This is a genomic window from Candidatus Poribacteria bacterium, from assembly GCA_021162805.1.
Classification (GTDB): Bacteria; Poribacteria; WGA-4E; order B28-G17; family B28-G17; genus JAGGXZ01.
The window spans coordinates 17,740-37,850 of sequence record JAGGXZ010000049.1 but is presented as its reverse complement, the minus strand read 5'-3'; the positions used below and the strand labels follow the sequence as shown (position 1 = coordinate 37,850).

The window sequence follows — 20,111 nt, the reverse complement described above, 5'->3', positions numbered from 1 at the left end:
TTCATCGGGAAATAACAGATGTATTTCTCCCCGACGTCGAGCGTGATGGCGGATTTCAGATACTCTATGGCGATCTCCTCGCTCTCGGCATCGCCCCAACTGACCAGGATTCCAGCCAGTTCCCTCAGTCTTTCCCCCTTCATCTCCTCCAATCCGAGGTTAAACCGGGCCAGAGGGCAGGAGATATCCTCGTTTCGGGCGTAGAAGGAGCGACCCTCCCTGGCAAGCCCCACAAGGGCGCAGTGGGAATCCGATCTGGTGACCCTCGCAAGGCCCTGCGGCTTGGTCGGAGAGATGGCGATTCCGATCTCGTTGATCAATTTCATCTATTCATCCTCCTCTGCCACTTCGATACCGAGTAGCCTGCAGAGGTCTGAGATGGCCTCGACGTGATCCCCGTAGGCCAGCACCCGATGCAGTCCTCCGGAGAAGGTTCTGAGCATCCTCTTAGCGTTTCGGACGCGAACCTTCACCTTCGTCCTACACGCCCTATCCAAATCCGGGTTTCCGATTATCGTGCCCGTGGAGATGAGCATTCTGTTCAGATCGGCGAACTTCGCCACAGTCACCCTCTGTCTCACGCTCATCTTGACCTGAAGGGATACGCCGGTTCTAGATTCGGAGTGATTCCTTATGATGAACCTTTCCCGATTTCTGCCGTCCATCTTTGTTGGGGCGACGCAGTGTGCGTGGATCACGCTGTTATCAGCCGTATCTATCACGGGATCGGTGATGAAGGAGGGGACATCTGCCAGGTATCTGAAGACCAGCATCGTCATCAGAGAGTTCAGATCGGCCTCACAAGCGGCGCATATCCCCTCGTCGTTGAGCAGTGAGAATCCGAGGCACGGCGTCGTGGGCAGAACGTGGAGCATCGCCAGACAGTCTATGGTTATGGCGTTTGCCTCTCTCTCCTCTATCACCCCTTTCATGGCGAGATATAGCTTGGAGGCCCTGAATATATCCTCTCTGCTCGGTTCCACCACCCATTCGGCCTCCTCGATCAGGGAATCGGCTACCGTCCGAGCATCCTCGTCGTTCACGTTCTCATAGGCATCCAGGATAACCTGCTTATCCGTTTTCTCTATCCTGACGCCGAATTTAGCCTCCATGTCGCCTATACTGTATCTCTGGATGGTATCGGCGCCGTATATCAGTTTCACCGCATCGCCCTTTCTCTCCTCGAACAGCAGTATCTTCGTCTCCCTCAGCCTTTTGTACGCGTCTATGACTTTGATCTTCCCCACCACCTCTCCGAAATCGGTGGTGGAGAGCAACATGAGTTTATCGGCGTTCTTGTGTGTCTTTAGGGCTTCCCTACACCAGACATGCCAGCTATATGGCTCGACGAAGAGGATCATGGGCAGCCCTTTATCCATCGCCCTGAAGATCGGCTCATCCACTCCACCGCTCAGGCTGAAGAAGAGTATCCCGTCCTCTCCTTTATCCTCATCCAGCTTTGGGAAGTCCTCCCTGCCTTTCAACTCCTCTTCTATGAACTCGACGTTGGGGAGTAGCGGTTTGATCCCGTTCAATTTGCCCTTGAACCTCTCTATCTCCCTCTCCCTTTCCTCTTCTGTGAAGAGCCCTCCCCAACTACCGCCCGGGGCGGCGAAGATCGTCCTCAGCTTCGTGCTCATCCGATCACCTCCTCATATGGGTTCGCTCATATGCTTAGTGTAGTAGAGATTTCTAAAGTTACCGCCTGCCTCTCGGCAGTCCGCCGCTTATAGGTCATTTATTGTCATCTGTCGTCATTTATCGTCATTTAAATGACGGCGAAGCCGAATGACCTAATGACTACAAATGACAATTGAACTGTGGACGGCTTACGAAGAGCTCGATCTCAGAGGGTCACCCACTCTATACCCACCTTCTTCAGGGCATATCCGGTTTCCCTCAGGTAATCGCCGTAACACATCATCCAATGGAATCCCCTCATCTCCCTCAGTAGCTTCCTCCAATCCCCCTCTATCTCCACGTCCGCCTGAGAGCGGCATATCGGGAGAAGGGGTGCGTCCAGGATCTTCCCCTTAAACCCGACCCATACCTTCTCCTCGAAATCGGGGACGATCACCGTCACCTCCTGTCCCTTCCTGAACTCCACCTTAGGGGTGGCGCCGTAATCGGATTCGAAATGGGTCATTATCTTCGCATCCTCGTAAGTCTTGCCGTCCATCTTCCTCGGCGCCGTGCAGTGGGCGAGGGTCACCACGCCGTCATGAGGATAGGTCGGATCGTTGAGGAAGACGGGTTTCCCGGAGATGTGGTGCAGCAGAATCCCCGATGGGATCACGACGAAATCGGACTCACAGAAGGCGAGCTGGCCCTCGTCGTTTATCAGGCTGAGCGTTAGACAGGCGGTGGTCTGGGCCACGGGAAGTATGGTCCCCATACATCCGCCGACGGTGATGGCCTCAGAGCTAAGCTCCTCCATCAGATCCTTGAAGACCCTATAGAGGATGAAGGCGTTGTCCACGAATTTCCTGTCAGTTTGCAAGGTGATGCCCTCTTGGGATAGATACTCATCAGCCTGTTGATGGGCCTGTCTTACGATGTCCTCATCGCCTTTGGCCTTCTCGAGCCTTTTCGCCAGATCGGGGTATGGGACCGTCCTTATGTCCAGGCTCCACCTCTCCTGAGCAAGGGTGACGGCTCTGCCTCCTATCCCCCAGCCCCCCGGGTTTCCTATCGAGATTATCCTGCTTCCGAGGGCCTTCTTCAGGCCGTAAAGCGCACGGAGCCTCCACAGCACTTCATCATAGCTATCCACTACCACATCGTCCACATCCACGCCGGGCTGGCGGAACTCGTCCGACCGCTTGCGGAGAAAGGTGGGGTGAACGATCTCATACCAGAGGTAAAGGGGACCCGATCTGTGCCTTACGAAGATGATGCTCCATCTGCTGGAGGAGACGAGTTCCTCGAGGATGTTCCCTCCCCCTCCGGCGGCGTAGATCAGGGTGAGGTCTGAGGAGCTCAGCTCCTCCTTCACTCCTGATAGATCTTCCGCCGATTTCAGAGGTGAAACGGGGAACATCTTCAGCGGGAGGGAAGCCTTCGAGGCCAGATCGCCCAATTCGCCCTCTATCCTTCGAACCTCCTCTTGGGCGTCCTCCTCGGTCTGTATCCCTCCCCATGGCCGCCAGCTCGTCGCCTCCCTTCTTTGATAGACCCCGTATGTCAGAACGGGTTTCACCTTAAGCTCCATTTTTAACCCTCCTGATCGTTGAAATTGAGGGGCGATCAGTCATCGCCGACTGAAAGCCGTTTGCCGAACAGAAGCTTGAAAACACAGGACAGTTTCGGGAGAAGCATGGGCACCTCCCGGCTATACGCCTCATACTTCTCCCCGAACTTCTCCCTCAGTTCTCTCTCCTCGATCGTGAACAGAAACCAGATGACCCAGGCCCATTGGGAGAGAGTGATGATGAGAAAGGAGCAGGGATGCCCGATAGCTAAGCCGAGGGATGTCATGAAGATGCCTATCCCCAGGTGATGGGGGTGTCTGACGCATCGGTAGATATCCGTGGTGACCAGCCGGCTTGTGCATCCCCACCCCTTGGGCTCTCCCAGGGAGCGGAGCACCCTCCCCGATCTCTTAAGGGGGAAGTGGGCCGATATCATGCCGATGAGGCCCAGGGCCCGAACGAAGATGGGAAAGGACCCCGTCTTCAGGATCAGATCGGCGGTTATTCCCCCGCCGACAGTCGTGGTCGTCAGCAGAAGCCAGTATATGAGGCGTTTACAGCATACCGACATCCCTATCCCATCTTCAAAACATAACATCTTGCACGTAATAGATGAGCTGTGCCCCGAAGAGGATCAAAATGGCGCCGCAGACGATCTGAAAGACCCTGCGCGGCCTCTTTCCCCTGAATATCCTCTCGGGGAAAAGGCCGGTCAGGGCCGACACAGCTATCGCCGAGAAGGCCGTGCCTATGCCGAAGGAGAGGGCATATAACGCCCCCGAGGCGAGGTTTCCCGCCGTGCAGGCGATGTATGTAAGCACCGCCACAAGCGGTGCGCACGGCGAGAGGCCCACCAGGAAGCCCAAAAACAGCATGCTCTCATCGCCCCTATCCAGCACCCTCTTCCTCCAGGCCCCGCCGATGGGGGTCCTAAACCCCTTATCCAACAGGATGAGAACGCCCAACGTCACCATGAAGAGCGCAGTGACGAGATGTAAGTAGCCCGATCTGGTGGGCGGGAAGAAGCGGTTGATCGTTTTGAAGGCGACCGTGGCGAGGGCGCCCAAGATGACGAGGGATATGAGCCTGCCGAGGGAGAACATCAAGCCGACCCTCAGCCCCGCTCGCCAGCTCGCCTTCGTGCCGCCGATGTAGGGCAGCAGCAGGGGAGCGGTATAGGCGAGACACGGCCCCCAGCCCATGGTGAAACCGCCCGTCAGCAGCTTCAATAGATCGGAGATCATCCCTCCACCTTCTGCCCTGTCATCTGAGATCGGCCTTTTGCTCCTCCACCCCCTTCTTGACATCGGCCAAAACCACCGGCTCCTTCCCGTTACATCTGACATCCGCCTTCACATCTCGGCCTTCAGGATCGGGGAAGGCGTCCTCCACCTTGATCCTCCTGCCCACGCCCACCAGGATGAAGTTATCCTTATATGCGTCCTCAAACATCTTTCTGGCCAGATCCCCTGAGCAGTGACAGGGGGCGATCTTCGTGACCTTCTCCTTCTCCACGTCCTTGATGATTCCTCTTATCTTCCAGGCGTTCATCCAGCACAGGTGGAAGCCGCCCAAAACCAGGTAGATGTCGCCTCCCGCTATCTCCTTCGCCTTTCTGACGATGTTCACGACGCCCGGGTGAGCGCAGCCGGTTATCACCACGGCCCCCTTGGCGGTCTTTATCACGAGGGACTCCTCCTTAATCCAGCTTCCCAGCTCTCCCGTGGAGTAGACGCCCTTGCAGATCTTCACCGGCTTATCGCCGACCTCCACCAGTTTCGCGCCCGCCTTTCTGACGGTATCCTTGACGCTCTGTGGGAGCGATTTCGGCATGTAGACGGTCACGTCGCCGTTCACCTTCAGGAAGTCGGGAAGCCCGCCGATGTGGTCGTAGTGTATATGGGAGAGCACCACCACGTCCACCGATTTGGGGTCTATGGAGAGCTTTTTCATGTTTCTGAGCAGCACTTTCCCCTCGCCCCCCACGTCGAACAGTATTCTCTTCTCCGTCCCCTCCACGAGGCAGGAGAAACCCCATCTCGTCTCCAGCCTCTTGTCAAAAGGGTTGTTATCGTAGATGACGGTGAGTTTCAGATCCTTAGCGAAAGCCGATGTGGCAAGAAGCAAGGCGAATGTCACAGTTAAGCTCATCAGATTTGATTTGCGCATCCTCAATCACCTCTTACACCACCTCAAATCAGGGCCGCTCTCCGTAGAGGGCGGCCCTGGCTCTGATCGGGCGTTATGCGGACTCCACGACCTCGAAGCCGATCAACCTGGCCATATCCTCGAAATCCCGTTTGTAATCCCCGAAGAAGACAACCCTGTGATTGCCGAAGCTTCTCCAGTCGACGTTCTCTATCAGCTTCCTCCCATCCGTCTTAATCGCCACCTTCGTCCTGCCCAGCACATCATCCCAGTATGGGAAGAGCTCCTCCCCGGAGACGCTCTCTCCCGTGAAGAGGGAGAGCCTCCTCTTATAGATGCTTATCTTTGCCACCGTTACCTTCTCACCTATCGGGTAGTTTATCTGCACGCATGCCCCACCCGTATTCTCCGGAACGAACGGTAGGTTCCTTATGATATAAGGCGCCTTCCTCTCATCCCCATATGGCCTGAGCGAGCCCTCACAGTGAGCGATTATGGCCATATCGATTACGGGATCTATCGTGTAATCCCCCATGAAACCCGCGCTGCCGGTTATGTGCAACCCCAGCTGCTGGGTGATCAGGCAATCCGTGAGGGTTTCAGAGGTCACCACCACCCCGTCTGTGCAGAACTGCGTTGAGGGCAGACCCTGAGATGGAATGCCCGCCCCATATCCGAGGGGAGGCCAGCCGTATCCTTCGGTGGTTATGGCACCGCAGTCATGTTCCCTCATCAGTTCCCTCATGGCGATGTACAGCTTCGCCGATTTAACCACCTCCTCCTCGTTCGTACCTCTAAGCGCAATCGCTCCCTTTATCCATTCCTCCGCTATCTCCTTGGCCTCTCCCTCATCTGCAGCTTTCATCTTCTCGATCAATTCCCTCTGAGGCACCGGCACGAGCTCAGCCCCAAGAGTCTCCTTCAGGTTCCTAGTGTATGTCTCCTCATACTCCTCTCTGCCCCTCTCAATCTGAAGGCCTATGGGTTCGAAGTAACCCAGAGGGGGCAGATCCGTCACCACCAATATCCTCAGGCCTTTCATCCTCGCTATGGCGGATATCAGCTCTATCTTCCTCACAATGTCCCGTATTCGTGAGGAGTAGACTTCGGGATTCTTATCACGATGTGCCGGAAGGAAGGAGGTCACAACCTTGCTCCCTCTGTAGGAGTGGAAGGGCACGGTCGTGCATCCTTCAAGGGGTCGTTCTACGGCCACCATAGGCAACCCGATCGATATCAACCCGTCCGGAGGAGGGCCGAAGACGAGGAGACCGTCTATGTCCTCCCTCTCCTTTATCTTCGGGATGGCATCCTCAGCCCTCACGGGCTCGGGTGTGCCGATGAATTCCACCCCTTCGGCTTCCCTCTTGATCTCATCCAGTATCTCCCCGTTGTTCATTATCTTCACATCGGGGTGATACCTCCGATAGGCCTCATATCCGACAGGCCGACCGGATGAGAGGAACAGGGTATAGATCCTCACCTTACGATCACTCATGGCTCAGCCTCCTAATTTGTGGTTCCCCCAACATCGTATAAAATGCAGCAATCACCTCCTTCCGTTAAGTTCGACGGTTATATCTTTATCCTCCCTCCACGATCTCATATCCTATCAAGGTGGCGAGGTCCTTGAACATCCTCCTGTGATCGCCGTAGAAGGCCACCCTGTGGTGGCCGAAGATCTGCCAGTCAAGGTTTTCGAGCAGCTTTTCCGTATCGGTTCTGACCGCCAGTTTCGTCCTGCACGCCAGATCCTCCCAATCCTCAAAAAGCTCCCTGCCGTCCACGGCCTCACCGGTGAAGAGCGTCATCTTCCTGTCATATACGCTCAGCCTCGCCACGGTGACCCTCTCGCCCGTCGGTAGGTTCACCTGAACACACGCACCACCCTGTCCCTCCTGCCAGCGGGGCAGGCTTCTGATGACATAGGGCACTCTTCTCTCATCCCCCCAGGGATTAAAGGGACATTCGCAGTGGCCGATGATGGCCACCTCGTTGAACGGATCTATTATGTAGTCGCCGTTAAACCCGGTGCTTCCGGTGACATGAAGGCCGATCTGCTGCGTTACGAGCGAATCTATCAGTGTCTCGGAGGTGGCCACAACACCGTCGGTACAGAGCTGAGATGAGGGCAAACCCTGGGAGGGGATAGGTCCTCCGCTGTATTCCGCAAAGACGCCATATCCTTCCGTGGTTATCGCCTGGCAATCGTATTTCTCCATCAACTCCTTCATCGCCAGATACAGCCTGGCGGATTTCACCACTTCCTCCTCACTCGGCCCTCTTATCCCGGCCGACTCGTCGATCCACTTCCGTGCCACCCTCCTTGCCTTCTCCTCATCGACCCTCTTCATCCTTTCAACCATCTCCCGCTGCGGTATCGCCACCAGCTCCATCCCGAACGTCTCTCTCAGATTACGGAGGTAGATCTCCTCATATCGCTTTCTATCGCCCCTCACCTGGAGAGGGGTGGGTTCGAACTCTCCCAGGACAGGGCGATCGGTGACGACAAGGGCCTTCATCCCCTTCATCCTCGACAGCGCCTGGATCAGCCTTATTTTCCCCGCCAAATCGTCCAATCTGGCCGAGAAGACGGACTCGGAGGCATCCCTTACCACGGGCAGATAGCCTATCAGGATCCCCTTCTCTCTGTATGCCCTGGGGTTAAACCCCGACATCCACATCCCCCACATGGGGAAGACGGCTATGATGGGCAATCCCGTATCGATCAGTTCACCCCACGGTGGACCGAAGATGAGGATCCCGTCCAGCTCGTGGAGCGAGTTTCTCACCTCCTCGATGGCGGCCCTTCTCCTCTGCTGGGCGATCCGATGCGTCTCGGCCCTGAACAGTCTCTCCTCCTCCGTCATTCCATAGTGGGATCTGCTTATCCGGTCCAATCTATCCTCATCTATCAAGTTAATCCTGCCGACAAACTCCACATCTTCGCATCTCCTCTCGATCTCCTCGAGCATTCTCTCATTCGACATCACCTTCCGCCTGATCTCCTCCTGTTTCCACGCCCCCCTGTGATCCAGGCCGCTTGAAGGGAATATCACGTATATCCTTGTCTTCCTGTCCATCTCGATCCTCCTTGAATACCTCGATTTTAATCCTCGCTCAGACATCGCACCTCTATCTTCAATATTCTGCCGAGCATCTTGAGCTCCTCCGTCCAGTTCCCATAGGCGAGGGCCTGGTGGTGTCCGAAGCTCTCCCTGCCTATCCGTTTGGCGTCCCTCACCCTCACGCCGATGCTCGTTCGGCAGTGAACCGTATCCTCCGTCCAGACCACCTCGCCGCTGCTACACCAGAGCTTTCCGGCCTTTCTGTCCATCCCGGCGACCGTTACCTCCCTTCCCTCCTGGAGCTCGACAAACCCCGTCAGCCCTTTCCCCATGGCGTGGAAATCCCTGAGCCTCATCCTTTTCCCCTTGCCGGCCATCGATGGCGGAACGACGTCGTGGTTTATCACGATGATGTTGTTCTCTATATCCTCATGGGTGGTGTTGGCGAACAGGTTCCCCATCAGGGCCGCTTCGCCTGAGAGGCCCATCAGGATCGCCATGGAGATCAAAGCGGAGGTATCACCCTCGCAGCCGGACGGTATGCCCTCATCTATGAGCTGAGCGAAGGAATAACAGGGGACGAGCTCGACGCTCTTGAGGTAGGCGCAGTCCATCGTGATACCGTTGGCGTCGTATCTTTGGAGGAGATCTTTCAGCCCCAGGTAGATCTTGGCGTATTCAGTCAATCTCTCCCCTCTCCCGTCGAGCAGCTCGGCATCCTCAGCCCATCTTCCGGCGACCTCCTCAGCCTTCCCTTTGTCGGCCTCCTCCACGGCCCTCTCGAACTCCTCCACGCTGATCTGATGGAATCTAACCCCCAGCCTTTGTTGCATGTCGTCGAAGTCATAGCTCGCGTTCCTGACGCTGTGGGATGGGATATCCCCTATATACAAGGAGCGGAGGTCTCTCAGGAAGGCGATCGACCTCAGGACACGGAGTATCCTTCTGACGTCCTCGGCATCAAACGGGACGAAGCAGGCGACATCGGTCTCCTCGACGAACTCCCGTATGAACCTCCCTCCCCATGAATATCCGAAGCTATCCCAGCCGGTTAGGATCGGCTTGCCGAGCTTACACAGCTCCCCCAAAAGTCCGAAGTTCGATCCTCCCACCAGGTAGGCCGAGACGTCCCTGGGCAACTCGTCGATGTCGCTCACCTTACCCGCCCTCCTTGAAGGCAGGACCTCGATAAAGTCATACTTCTGTGCGAGGGAGCCCAGGTCAACGGGTTCTGGGGGAACCTCTTTGCTTCTTTTAACATCCCTCGGCTTGGCGGGGCCGTGTGCCCATGCCTCCTCAGCCATGGGCGCCCTTCCCACGCCTATCCTCGTCGGCTCCAGGGTGACGGGTTGTATCTTAACCTTTACCCCCATTTTTCAACACCTCCCCTCCTATATCTCAAAACACAGCCTCTCACGAGGTGATCCTCGTGGATGATCTCCCCACATCGTTTCTTCTCCAGATGAAAGCCCTCCTCCCTTATCTCCTCCTTGATGGCCTTCAGCTCGGCGCTGTTGTTGAACACCTCAGGATCGCCCGGGTAGAAGAGCAGAAGGCCGTTAGGTTTTAAAACCCTGTGAACCTCCCTAAGCACCCTCCTCCTGCCGTTTGAGTTGAAGTAATACGAGTGTATGACGTCGAATAGGAGGACCACGTCCACCGAGCCGGCCTCAAGGGGCATTTTCGAGGAGACGAACGCTTTTATCGTCCTTACGTTCTCCAGCCCCAGCGCCTTAGCTCTCTGAGCCAGTTCGCTCAAAACCCTCTCATCCTTATCTATAGCATAGACCCTCCCCTCTTCCCCGACTATCCGTGCGCAGGGGAGGGTATAGTTGCCCGAGCCGCACCCGAAATCCAGGGCCGTCTGGCCCTCGCTGACCCCTATCTCCCTCAGGATGTCCTCGATCAACTCGGACCACCTTTCCGCCCCGATGGTCTCACCCTCCTTTCGCCGTCATCTGTCCTCCTCTACCACCTTGAACCCCATCAGGGTTCCCAGATCCTTGATCCTCCTTCTGAAATCGCCCAGCGTCGCCGTCCTATGGACGCCCCGTTTGTCCTGATAGATGTGCCTCTGGACCTTCTCCGCGTCGATCCGAGCGACCAGCTTCGTCCTGCACATCAGGTAGTCGAAATCCTTATACAGGGAATAGCCGTCAACCGTCGTTCCTGTGTGGAGGTATATCGTCCTGTCGAGCACGTTGATCCTCCATATCGTGACCGGCTCGCCCGAAGGATACAGCACCTCGGAGCATGCGCCGCATCCGGGGACGGAGTGTTCCCTCACCCGTCTTTCGGCGTGATCCCTTATGATGTAAGGCACCCTTCTATCATCCCCCCACAGGTTCCAGGGGGCGCCGCAGTGCATGACGATCCCCACGCCGTTGAACGGCTCTATCGTGAAATCGCCCATCATGGAGGGTCTGCCGAAGGCATATTGCGCCAGCATATGGGTGAGCACCACGTTTATATGTGCCTGACAGCATGCCACTATGCCCTGCTTCTGAAGCTCCGAATCGCCCAGACTCGGCCATATCATGTCCTCCGGCCTCGGGTTTCTGACGAGCGACCTGATATGGGTCGCTATGGCCGTGGCGTCATACTTCTCCATCAGTATCCTCATGGCCAGATACATCTTAGCGGATTTAACCACCTCCGACTCCAGCGTGTCCCTCATCCCCCTGGCTTCCTCGATCCACATCCTGGCGATCCTCTTCGCCTCATCCTCATCGATATTCCGGATATCCTCATCGGAAGCCACCTCATCGGTCCCTATCTTCGTGATCTCGGTTCCGAGCGATTCCTCAATGGCCTTCGTGAAGATCCTGTTGTACTCCTCCGGAGGTCTCTGTCTTATGTCCCCCTCATACACGTTCTTCAGATCCCCGTGTATCACGTTGACATAGGGCGAGTCCGTCACGGCCAGGATCCTCGACCCCCTCATCCTCTTCAGGACCTGAATCAGCTTGATCTTCTCCACCAGATCCTTAAACATGGCGGAGGAGATGGACGAGGAACATGCGCCGGCCCTGTCCAAACAGGCGGTTAAGATCCTTCCCCTGCTCAGAAAGAGCTCATAGGGGATGTGGAGAAACTCGGGGAAGTTGTATACGGCTATCGTGGGCAGCCCTGTCAGCGCTATACTGTAATCCCTCAGGCCGCCGAAGATGAGCACGCCGTCGAACTCCCCTCTTATTCGCCCTATATCATGAGCGGCTGAGCCGATGACGAACTCCACGCCCTCACATTCCCTGCGGAGCGCCGTCATGAGATCATCGTTCGTCAACGGCCTTATATGCTTGGCCTCAAAGTGCTGGACGCCCGATGATGTGAACACGGTATATATCCTCGTGTTCTCCTCCATCATTGCTTACCTCCCCGTTATCCCAAATCCGAGCGTTTCTCGCTCATTGAGATATCCTTTTGGGTATGTTCCTTTTATGGAGCGCTATGCCGACGGCTATAAATGTGGTGCCGAACGCCAGAATCATGGCTATATCGAGCGGGATCGGATAGTATCCCTCGTTTAAGAGCGAATGTCGTGCCAGGTCGCTGGCGTAGGTGAGGGGTGAGATGAGGGCGAGGGTTTTCCCCCAGCCAGGCATCCTTTCGATGGGGATGAACACCCCGCTTATGAAAAGCAACGGCAATCGGACCAGATTTGAAAGCATCATGACGTTCGAGGGGTTATCCGTCGGGGGCGACGATAACAAGCTCCCCAGGGCGGAGAAACAGAGAGCTCCCAGGATGAGGTCAACCGCCATGATGAACGGGTTGACAACCTTCGCGCCGAGGGCGAATATGCCGATCGACAGCGGAATGAGGGAGATGGTTATACCATACGTAAATCCGGCGAGGATATCCCCGGAGATTATGGAGGAGACGGAGGCGGGAGTGGAGATCAACCGCTCTAACGTCCGCATCCGGGTTTCCCAGGGGATCACAACCGGTGTGGCCGAGGAGGAGGTGAAGAAAAGCACCATCCCCACAAGTCCCGGCAGAGCTCTCACGGGCGGTATTCCTCTGCCTATGACGAAGGCGAAGAACAAAGCTATCGGGAGGAGGATGCCGTATATCAGGACGGGCGCCTTGAGATAGTAGATCTTGGCGTCCTTCCTAGCTATCGCAAGAACGTGGATGAGCCGTATCCTCGCCCTGAACCGCCAGCTATCGCTCCTCATCTTGCTCCTTCCTGGCATACGTGAGGTGGACGAAGACGTCTTCTAAACTCGGCCCCAGGGTGTTTAGGCTCAACACCCTCAATCCATGCGCTTTGGCGTATTCGACGAGACGGGATGCCACATCGCCGGGCTCATCGGTATACAGCCTGAGCCTGCCCCCCTCCCTTCTGATCTCGCTGACGCCCTCTATGTGTCGCAACAGCTCCGAGTCATCCACCGGCCTGTCGAAGGCGACCTCCACGGATTGGGAGCTTTTGAAGGCAGACTTGAGGTTTTCCGGCTCGTCGATGGCGACGATTTTGCCCCGATTGATGATGGCGACCCTGTCGCACATCTGATCGGCCTCGGCGATGTTATGTGTGGTCAGGAACACCGTCACCCCGTTTCGGTTCAACTCCCTGATGAGCTCTCTTATCAGCCTTGCGCTCTGCACGTCCAGCCCGGATGTCGGCTCATCCAGGAAGAGCAGCTTCGGCTCGTGAATTAGAGCCATGGCCAGGATGAGCCGCTGTTTCATCCCCTTGGAAAACCCCTTCGTCTTCTGATCCTTTCTGTCCTGCAGCTCGAACAGCTCCAGCAGCTCTATGGCCCTTTGCCTCCTCCTCCTCTTCGGCACCCCGTATAGCTCGCCCATCAGCATCAAGTTATCCCAGGCGGACAGATCGATATACGGGTTGGACATCTCGGGGACGATCCCCATCATCATCTTAGCCTCGAGCGGAGCCTTTGAGATGTCGAACCCCATGATGTTTATCCTGCCCGCGTCAGGCCTCAGCACGCCGGTCAATAGCCTCACCGTCGTGGTCTTCCCAGCTCCGTTCGGGCCGAGGAACCCGAAAAGCTCGCCCTTCCTCACCTGAAAGCTTATCCCGTCGACCGCCTGGATGTCCCCGAAACGCTTGGTTAAGCGGGAGACCTCGATGGCGTTCCTTATCTTTTCCATATCTCCACCCAGATCCCAGGGGGATCGACGATCAGTTTGAAATCCTGGATCTCAGCCTGGCGGAGGATCCGTCGAAAATACAGGGACGAACGCAATCTCATCCATTCCCTCCTGCTCTCCTCGTCCTTCAACGCGGCCATTCTGGCTCTGACGAACTCCCTCCTCTCCCCTTCGGAGACGTAGCGGCTCAACCCTCCGCCGACGAAGGCCACGCCGCCGAGCTTCAGGATACGATATGCCTCCCTCAACCCTCTCGGCCTATCCTCCCAGAAGAAGATGGAGCCGCGGCTGACGACCAGATCGGCCGAGCCTTCCGCAAAGGGCAACTGTTCCGCCCTGGCCAGTATGACGGTTATCCGGCCCGACAGATTCGCCTCATGTGCGTTGCGTAGCGCTCTCCTCAGGGCATTCCCATCGATATCCACCATGTAGATGTAAAGCTCCGTCAGCTTGGCGAGTTCCAATCCCAGTTTGCCGTCCCCTGAGCCGATCTCGACGCATATGCCCCTTTCTATCCGGTAATCCTCGATGATCTGTCGGGCAAGCAGCCGGTAAACCTTCTCCAAAATTCCCCCCTTTTCAGGGTTTTCCTGAAGTCGCTAAAGCGCGTCCGAGAAGCTCCTCAGCTTTATCCGTCCTCCATTGTCTCTGCAAGTTATATCTCCTGTGAGGTTTAAATTTCACCGTGACCTCCTCGATCGATCTGCCTAAGATATCGATCCTTTCCAGATCGGCTATGCCGAGTCCAAGGCTGTTGGCGTAGTAAAGATAGCCCATCTCCTTCCCCATTGATCTCCCTTCCCTCCTCCGTTTATCTATGGCGTATGGCGCTATCGGTGGGGGAGATAGCTCCCCGCTTACATGCCTTCACGCATTTGTAGCAGTTCTTGCATTTGAAGGGATATAACACCTTCACGCTTTTGCCCCCTTCGTCGAACCAGAGGACCTGATTCGGGCAGGCCATTATGCACTCGCCACATCCATCGCATTTCCCCTTGTCTATCTTCACCATCCTCGCTCACCTCTCTGTGTCACGCGGGCATTCGAGTCACCACGACGTGGAGATAGTTCGTCTCATGTATCCTGCCGGTCCTATAGCTTCTTGATTCGATCGAGATCCGAATCCTCCACGGCGGCGTAATGGAACAGGACAACTCCCTGCGCCCCTGCCTCCAAAACCCCCTCGATCTGCTCGATCAGCGCCTCCGTGGGGAGATATGAGGCTGAGCTGGATTTGCCGAGACCCTCCCAGACCGGAACCGATTCCCCGACGAGGGCGATGTGGCATTTCGTCTTGGATACGGCCACCTTGGTGCTGTTGGTGTAATTCATGGGGAAGAGATAATCCACCAGCCCCTCTTCAGCCCATCTCACCCAGTCCTGGCCGACGCCTATCAGGCATGAGGGATACTCCGAGAAGACGGCCGCCGATAGCTCCTTGCCGCGTTTTTTCGTTATCTCCCGGATGCTTCTTACGAACCGGGTGATCGGCTCGGCGCGCCATTCCAGAAACCTCTCCCATTCCTCGTCCTTGGGCGTCAGCTCCGTCAGCTCCTTGCCCGTCAGCTTTCTGAAATCATCCCTGCAGACCTGACAGAAACACATCTGCGAGCCGGCATGGCGGATGTAATCCAGGTGAACGCCCGCCACGTCGTATCCCTCCAATATCTCCTCGTAGAGGGAGAGCTCATATCTCTGCACCTCCTCCCTCCTGGGACACGCCCATCCCAGGGGTTTTCCCTCTCTATCCCTGGCGGCCAGATCGGGGTTCTCCCGCAGCAGCCTTGACCTATCGCCCTCCGGGAAGACACACATCCAGGGATGCACCTTCAGCCCCGCCTTGGACGCCTCCTCGGCGAGGACGTCCAGCGGGTCCCAATCTTTGAAGCTGGGATGTATGTCCCCTATACGGCTGTGGTAGGAGAGGGCGCCATCCGTGTCCTTCACACAGGGGATGATCAGATCAAACCCCGCGTCCTTCAACCTTTTAACCATTCCTGAGACGGACTGAGGTCCCTCGGCGAAGTCCCTCGTCGGATGGGACCAGACCGCCTTTCCGATCTTTTCCACCGTCAACCCTCCTTTTCTTCGCCTTAAGCAGCCTCACGTATTTGAAGAAGATATGCTCCTCAAACTCGCCGAACCCGTTATCGGCCAGAATCCCCCTCCAATCCCTCCTGAGGAAATCGAAGGCGTAGGGGCATTCCACGAGCTTGAACGGGATCCTCAGGTAAAGGGGCATCTCCCTTAGGTTGAACTCGTTGTAATCCAGTATGAATAGCGTTCCACCATCTCTCAGCATTTCGAAGGCATTTCTTATTATCTCCTCCCTGACCTCCTGAGGGAATCCATGGAGCGTGAAGGAGATGAAGGCCTTGTCGAATCCTCCCTTGAATGGCAGAGGACGGTCGATCCTCGCCTTGACGATCCTGGCGTTCGGGAAGTCAGCGCATTTTCTCAGAAACTGCGAGATCATCTCATCGGAGATATCCACCCCGATCAGTTCGCCTTCGGACGAGAGGTATCCCATCATCAGGCAGGCGTTTCTGCCCGTCCCGGCGCCGAGGTCGAGTATCCTATCCTTCGGCTCGATCCCCATCAGCCCTATCACCCTCCTGATGAACGGGGGATATCCTCCGAGGGTAACGATATCCAACATCAGATCGTAATGATAGGCCATGAACCCGTGAAGTTCAACTTTCGATTTGGGATAGTATCGCGCCTCGCTGTTATTCCCCTTCATAGATCTAGCCTTTTAGCGGCGAAGATATACTCCGGCTTGTCTATCTCCTCCTTCAAGCTCAGGTCCTCCAGTGAGACGCCGTATACCTGGAACCCCAAACTCTCAAGGTAGCTCACGATATCCTGAACGGATTGTCCTAACCGTTCGAGAAAACCGTGGTGAACCTCGCAGAATATCTTAACGTCGTTATTCTGGAGGGTTTTCTCAGCCCCTCTTAAAACCAGCAGTTCGCTCCCCTCACAATCCATGTTTATCAGATCCACCCTTTCGAGCCTCTCCTCATCGGCGAATCTGTCCAATGAGATGGTTTTAACTCTCCTCCTTTGTGCCCCCTCCTCGGGAATGATAGTGCTCCCGTAGAAATCCACCTCACCGACCTTATCGCTCACCGCCATCTGGATGAGTTTGACGTTTTTCAACCCGTTGATGGCCAGGTTTCTCTTCAGTGCCTCGATATTTCCGGGGTTAGGCTCGAAGGCATATACCTTCCCTTCCTCCCCGATCTCCTTCGCCATCGTTACGGTCGTAACGCCCACGTTTCCCCCGATGTCCATACCCACCATCCCTTTCCTCGTTATCAACCTCAGGAACTCCACCTCTCCTCTCACGTGCGAGCTGCTATCGAGATAGGATTTGAAGGCGGGGGAGTTATAGATGAAGTATCTCATCTCGGTTTCTCCTTTAGCTTTTTCAATCTCCCCCCATATATATGTTTTTGATGAGCCAGATCACGGGGTTTGGCGCCAGCCTGGAAGAGGGTAAAGTTCTCTGAACGCCTCCTCTGCCGCCAAAGCTATCAGCTCGGCACCGGCATCGGGGGAAACTCCGGTTGGGCCGAGCATCTTAAAGTCGTCAAATTCAGCGCCGTCAACCGACATCTTATAGCAAGGTTGATGACATCTCCTCCACAACCTCATATCCGAGGAGAACGGCCAGATCCTTAAACCTCTCCCTGTGATCGCCGTAGATGATGTTCCTATGCACCCCGAAGGTGACGGTATCGTATTTCCTCTCGAACGCCTCGGTGTCGGTCTTCATGACGAGTTTAGTCCTACAGAGTATGTCGTCGAAATCGGTGTAAAGCCCTCCACCCGGGACGCTTACGCCTGTGCTTAAGGCGATCTTTCTCTCATAAAGGCTGAGCTTCACCGCCGTGACGGCTTCATCTGTGGGAAGCCTCACCTGGACGACAGCGCTGAGGGTCGGTCCGGCCTCGGGGTAGTCCTCGGGCAATCTCCTGTTCCACCTCTGCAGAGCGTGGCTCCTTATGATGTAAGGCACCCTGTCGTCACCGTGGGGATTTATCGGGCACTGACAGTGGGCGAAGGTCACAGTATCGTTGACCCTATCTATCCCTATAACATCCCCGACGAAGCTCGGCCTGCCAGTGATGTAGATGCCGAACATCTCAGTGATGGCGCTATTGACAAGGCCCTCACAGACCCCTACCCTGAGCTGCTTGTTCAGCTCGGTGTTCGCAAGGCACGGGGTAACCTCTATCTTTCCCCTCACCCAGGGGACGAGGCTCCTTATGGCTATCCCAGTTGCCTCATACCTGTCCATGAGCCTCTCCATCCCTAAATACATCCTAGCCGCCTTCAGCACCTCCTCCCTATTCGTCTCCTTCACCTCTTCGGCCTCTTCCATCCACATATCTGCGATCTCCCCGGCCTTATCCTCGTTTATCCCGCTTATCTCCTCGTTTAACTCGGTTAGGCTTGCGTGAACCACCTCCAGGCCTATCTCCCTCAGGCTTTCCGAATAGACGTCGTTGTAATCCTCGGGGAGGGGGGAGTGGAAGTCCATCCCCAGTATGTCGTAGCTTCCCAGTATCTCCGGCTCCTGAACCACCAGCAGTTTTGACCCCTTCACCTTCCTCAGAGCGGATATCAGCCTGATCTTATCGAGGAGGTCGTTGAACCTCGATGCGGAGGCGGTGGTGAAGATGTCGTAGTCGGAGAGACAGGCTGTCAGCACCTTTTCGCCCTTATAGAAGCTGAGGATTCCCTTCTCCCAATCACCAATGCCGAAGAGCGACCTCACGATTATAACGGGCAATCCGAAGGAGGTGAGCTCGCGGTCCAAGTAGCCGCCGAACACCAGTATTCCGTCTATCTCCTCCCTCATCCTCCTTATGTTCCGATACGTCTCCTCCCTTCCCTCTGTGGCCATGATGCCTGAAAGCTCGTCCAGGCCGATAAAATCCACATCGTTCAGCTCCTCCCCCAGTCTCCTCAGAAGTTCGCTTTTCTTGGGAGAGTAAGCGGGGAGGAAGATGGTGTATATCTTGGCCTTCATTCCTGACCACCTCATATCAGCTCTAGTTCTATGCCGAGCATCTCCGCCAGGTTTCTCAGTTTTTGGACGTAGTCGCCGGACACAACCGTGAAGTGGGCGCCGTAGTCCGTATATGCCCGGCGGAGGAACTCAGACTCACCAAAACCGCCCAGCGAGCGAGATTCTTCATCATTTCCTATCCTCTCTTCCCTTAAGCGTTAAAGCATAACGCTCTGAATCCCTAGAACCTCATTCGCCTTCCCTATCATCTCCCTGTGGTCGCCGTAGACCACTATCCAGTGTCTCCCCTGGTAGCTCTCCGCTATCTCCTTGGCATCGTTCACCCTGATGATCACCTGAGAGCGGCAGGTTGAGAAAAGCGTGTTCTCCTCTATCTCACCGGATATGATCAACATCTTGTCCAATGAATCGTGGGAGATCCCCGTGATGGTTACCCTCTCTCCCGCCTCCTTAAAGACCTGGGGGGCGACCCCCAGGTTGCTCTCAAAGTGAGTTCGGAGATCGAATTCATCCCTCCTTATATCCCCATATCGATGTAGCGTGGGGGAGGTACAGTGGGAGACGAGAAGGCGGTTATCGGCCGGGAACAGATATGGGTTGACCATGAATCCGGGGGAGTTCGAGGCGTATACGGTTATGAGCATATCCACTAGGGTGGTGGTATCGGCCTCACAGGCGGCGGGGATACCCTCATCGTTCAGCAGCGAGAGAGCATAGCATGGCGTCACATTCAGCCTGCGCAATATGATGGAGGCGAGGCAGTTGATGGTGAGGGCGTTCGCCTCTTCCCCCTCCAGGATGGATCTGAGGATCAGATACATCTTCTTCGCCTCGCCCAGCGCCTCATCATCGAGCCCATAGATGTTCCTCGCCCTCCCCTTTATATCGCTGATATCGATTTCACCCCTCCATCCGTTCCACAGATTTATAAAGCTCTCCGAGCTCATTTGGAGCCATGTCAGGCCGAATTTCTCCTGGGCCAACCTGACCATAGCGTAACCCCACTCGGGGGAGTGAAAAGGTTCATACATGGGCTCCCCGATGCAGACCGCTCGGGTGTGCCTGAGCTTATAATCCACCTCGATCGCCCGCAGGAGCAGGGAGAGATCGTCCCAGTTCCGCGATAGGAAGAACTTCGATCTTAAGCCGAGCCTTTCGTCTATCTCACGGGCGTCTCTGATGAAGTAGGGATAATACACGTTCCCGTAGGAGAAAACCTCCGCGAGAGGAAGCGTAGCTATCACAAGCGGCTTGTTATGGGAATAGAGGGCATGCAACCACCTGTCATGTATGCTTTGGAACGGGAAAACGACGTAGGCATCGGCCTTGATCGGCTCGATGAGCTGATGCTCCCCCGTCACCTCCATCAGATCGAAATCGACATCTTTAGGCAGCGCTCCTATGAAGCCCTCCCTTATCTCCTCTTTAACCGATTCCGGTATGGGTGTGGGCTTAAAGGAGGGATTCCCCCTGTCGATGGAGTCAGGTGATGTCCCATGAGATCCCAAGATTAAACCGACGACCCTCATCCTGTCCATA

22 protein-coding genes are annotated in these 20,111 nt (G+C 55.8%); all 22 read right to left on the bottom strand.

The window, feature by feature from the left end; genetic code table 11:
• Positions 1-326, bottom strand: a 326-nt coding sequence (locus tag J7M22_03705) for a DUF169 domain-containing protein (protein ID MCD6505711.1), incomplete at its 3' end; no start/stop codon positions are given.
• On the bottom strand, positions 327-1,640 hold the full coding sequence (locus J7M22_03700) for a hypothetical protein (protein MCD6505710.1): 1,314 nt from the start codon (positions 1,638-1,640) through the stop codon (positions 327-329). It lies immediately after the preceding gene.
• Positions 1,641-1,846: 206 nt separating this feature from the next.
• Positions 1,847-3,211, bottom strand: coding sequence for a sugar isomerase (locus J7M22_03695; protein ID MCD6505709.1), 1,365 nt, complete (start codon positions 3,209-3,211; stop codon positions 1,847-1,849).
• Positions 3,212-3,246: 35 nt separating this feature from the next.
• Complete coding sequence (locus tag J7M22_03690) at positions 3,247-3,762, bottom strand: isoprenylcysteine carboxylmethyltransferase family protein (protein ID MCD6505708.1); 516 nt, start codon at positions 3,760-3,762, stop codon at positions 3,247-3,249.
• Between the two features lie 13 nt (positions 3,763-3,775).
• A complete protein-coding gene (locus tag J7M22_03685) occupies positions 3,776-4,498 on the bottom strand; it encodes a sulfite exporter TauE/SafE family protein (GenBank protein ID MCD6505707.1) in 723 nt (240 codons plus the stop codon).
• Positions 4,455-5,360: an MBL fold metallo-hydrolase gene (locus tag J7M22_03680; protein ID MCD6505706.1), complete on the bottom strand. Its 906-nt coding sequence runs from the start codon at positions 5,358-5,360 to the stop codon at positions 4,455-4,457. Before J7M22_03680 ends, J7M22_03685 begins: the two co-directional genes overlap by 44 nt.
• 73 nt (positions 5,361-5,433) lie before the next feature.
• Positions 5,434-6,837, bottom strand: coding sequence for a hypothetical protein (locus J7M22_03675; protein ID MCD6505705.1), 1,404 nt, complete (start codon positions 6,835-6,837; stop codon positions 5,434-5,436).
• Positions 6,838-6,922: 85 nt separating this feature from the next.
• Positions 6,923-8,422 (bottom strand): hypothetical protein, encoded by a 1,500-nt coding sequence (locus tag J7M22_03670; protein ID MCD6505704.1) that lies wholly within the window; start codon positions 8,420-8,422, stop codon positions 6,923-6,925.
• Positions 8,423-8,448: 26 nt separating this feature from the next.
• The gene (locus J7M22_03665) at positions 8,449-9,780 is read right to left on the bottom strand and encodes a hypothetical protein (GenBank protein MCD6505703.1); all 1,332 of its coding nucleotides are present in this window, start codon (positions 9,778-9,780) and stop codon (positions 8,449-8,451) included.
• Positions 9,771-10,316, bottom strand: coding sequence for a class I SAM-dependent methyltransferase (locus J7M22_03660; protein ID MCD6505702.1), 546 nt, complete (start codon positions 10,314-10,316; stop codon positions 9,771-9,773). The genes J7M22_03665 and J7M22_03660 overlap by 10 nt, the downstream gene beginning before the upstream one ends.
• Before the next feature lie 45 nt (positions 10,317-10,361).
• Positions 10,362-11,771 carry a hypothetical protein gene (locus tag J7M22_03655; protein ID MCD6505701.1) on the bottom strand — a complete coding sequence of 470 codons (1,410 nt, stop codon included), beginning with the start codon at positions 11,769-11,771 and terminating at the stop codon, positions 10,362-10,364.
• Between the two features lie 43 nt (positions 11,772-11,814).
• Positions 11,815-12,588, bottom strand: coding sequence for an ABC transporter permease (locus J7M22_03650; protein MCD6505700.1), 774 nt, complete (start codon positions 12,586-12,588; stop codon positions 11,815-11,817).
• The gene (locus J7M22_03645) at positions 12,575-13,531 is read right to left on the bottom strand and encodes an ATP-binding cassette domain-containing protein (protein ID MCD6505699.1); all 957 of its coding nucleotides are present in this window, start codon (positions 13,529-13,531) and stop codon (positions 12,575-12,577) included. Before J7M22_03645 ends, J7M22_03650 begins: the two co-directional genes overlap by 14 nt.
• Positions 13,519-14,097: a class I SAM-dependent methyltransferase gene (locus tag J7M22_03640; GenBank protein ID MCD6505698.1), complete on the bottom strand. Its 579-nt coding sequence runs from the start codon at positions 14,095-14,097 to the stop codon at positions 13,519-13,521. The genes J7M22_03645 and J7M22_03640 overlap by 13 nt, the downstream gene beginning before the upstream one ends.
• A gap of 13 nt (positions 14,098-14,110) precedes the next feature.
• Positions 14,111-14,320 carry a hypothetical protein gene (locus J7M22_03635; protein ID MCD6505697.1) on the bottom strand — a complete coding sequence of 70 codons (210 nt, stop codon included), beginning with the start codon at positions 14,318-14,320 and terminating at the stop codon, positions 14,111-14,113.
• 22 nt (positions 14,321-14,342) lie between these two features.
• The gene (locus tag J7M22_03630; GenBank protein MCD6505696.1) at positions 14,343-14,543 is read right to left on the bottom strand and encodes a 4Fe-4S binding protein; all 201 of its coding nucleotides are present in this window, start codon (positions 14,541-14,543) and stop codon (positions 14,343-14,345) included.
• A gap of 80 nt (positions 14,544-14,623) precedes the next feature.
• Complete coding sequence (locus J7M22_03625; GenBank protein ID MCD6505695.1) at positions 14,624-15,601, bottom strand: family 10 glycosylhydrolase; 978 nt, start codon at positions 15,599-15,601, stop codon at positions 14,624-14,626.
• Complete coding sequence (locus J7M22_03620; protein ID MCD6505694.1) at positions 15,519-16,274, bottom strand: class I SAM-dependent methyltransferase; 756 nt, start codon at positions 16,272-16,274, stop codon at positions 15,519-15,521. The genes J7M22_03625 and J7M22_03620 overlap by 83 nt, the downstream gene beginning before the upstream one ends.
• Complete coding sequence (locus J7M22_03615) at positions 16,271-16,942, bottom strand: FkbM family methyltransferase (protein ID MCD6505693.1); 672 nt, start codon at positions 16,940-16,942, stop codon at positions 16,271-16,273. The genes J7M22_03620 and J7M22_03615 overlap by 4 nt, the downstream gene beginning before the upstream one ends.
• Positions 16,943-17,002: 60 nt before the next feature.
• Positions 17,003-17,185: a hypothetical protein gene (locus J7M22_03610; GenBank protein MCD6505692.1), complete on the bottom strand. Its 183-nt coding sequence runs from the start codon at positions 17,183-17,185 to the stop codon at positions 17,003-17,005.
• Positions 17,154-18,572 carry a hypothetical protein gene (locus J7M22_03605; protein ID MCD6505691.1) on the bottom strand — a complete coding sequence of 473 codons (1,419 nt, stop codon included), beginning with the start codon at positions 18,570-18,572 and terminating at the stop codon, positions 17,154-17,156. The genes J7M22_03610 and J7M22_03605 overlap by 32 nt, the downstream gene beginning before the upstream one ends.
• A gap of 197 nt (positions 18,573-18,769) precedes the next feature.
• Positions 18,770-20,110: a hypothetical protein gene (locus tag J7M22_03600; GenBank protein ID MCD6505690.1), complete on the bottom strand. Its 1,341-nt coding sequence runs from the start codon at positions 20,108-20,110 to the stop codon at positions 18,770-18,772.
• Position 20,111 lies beyond the last annotated feature (1 nt).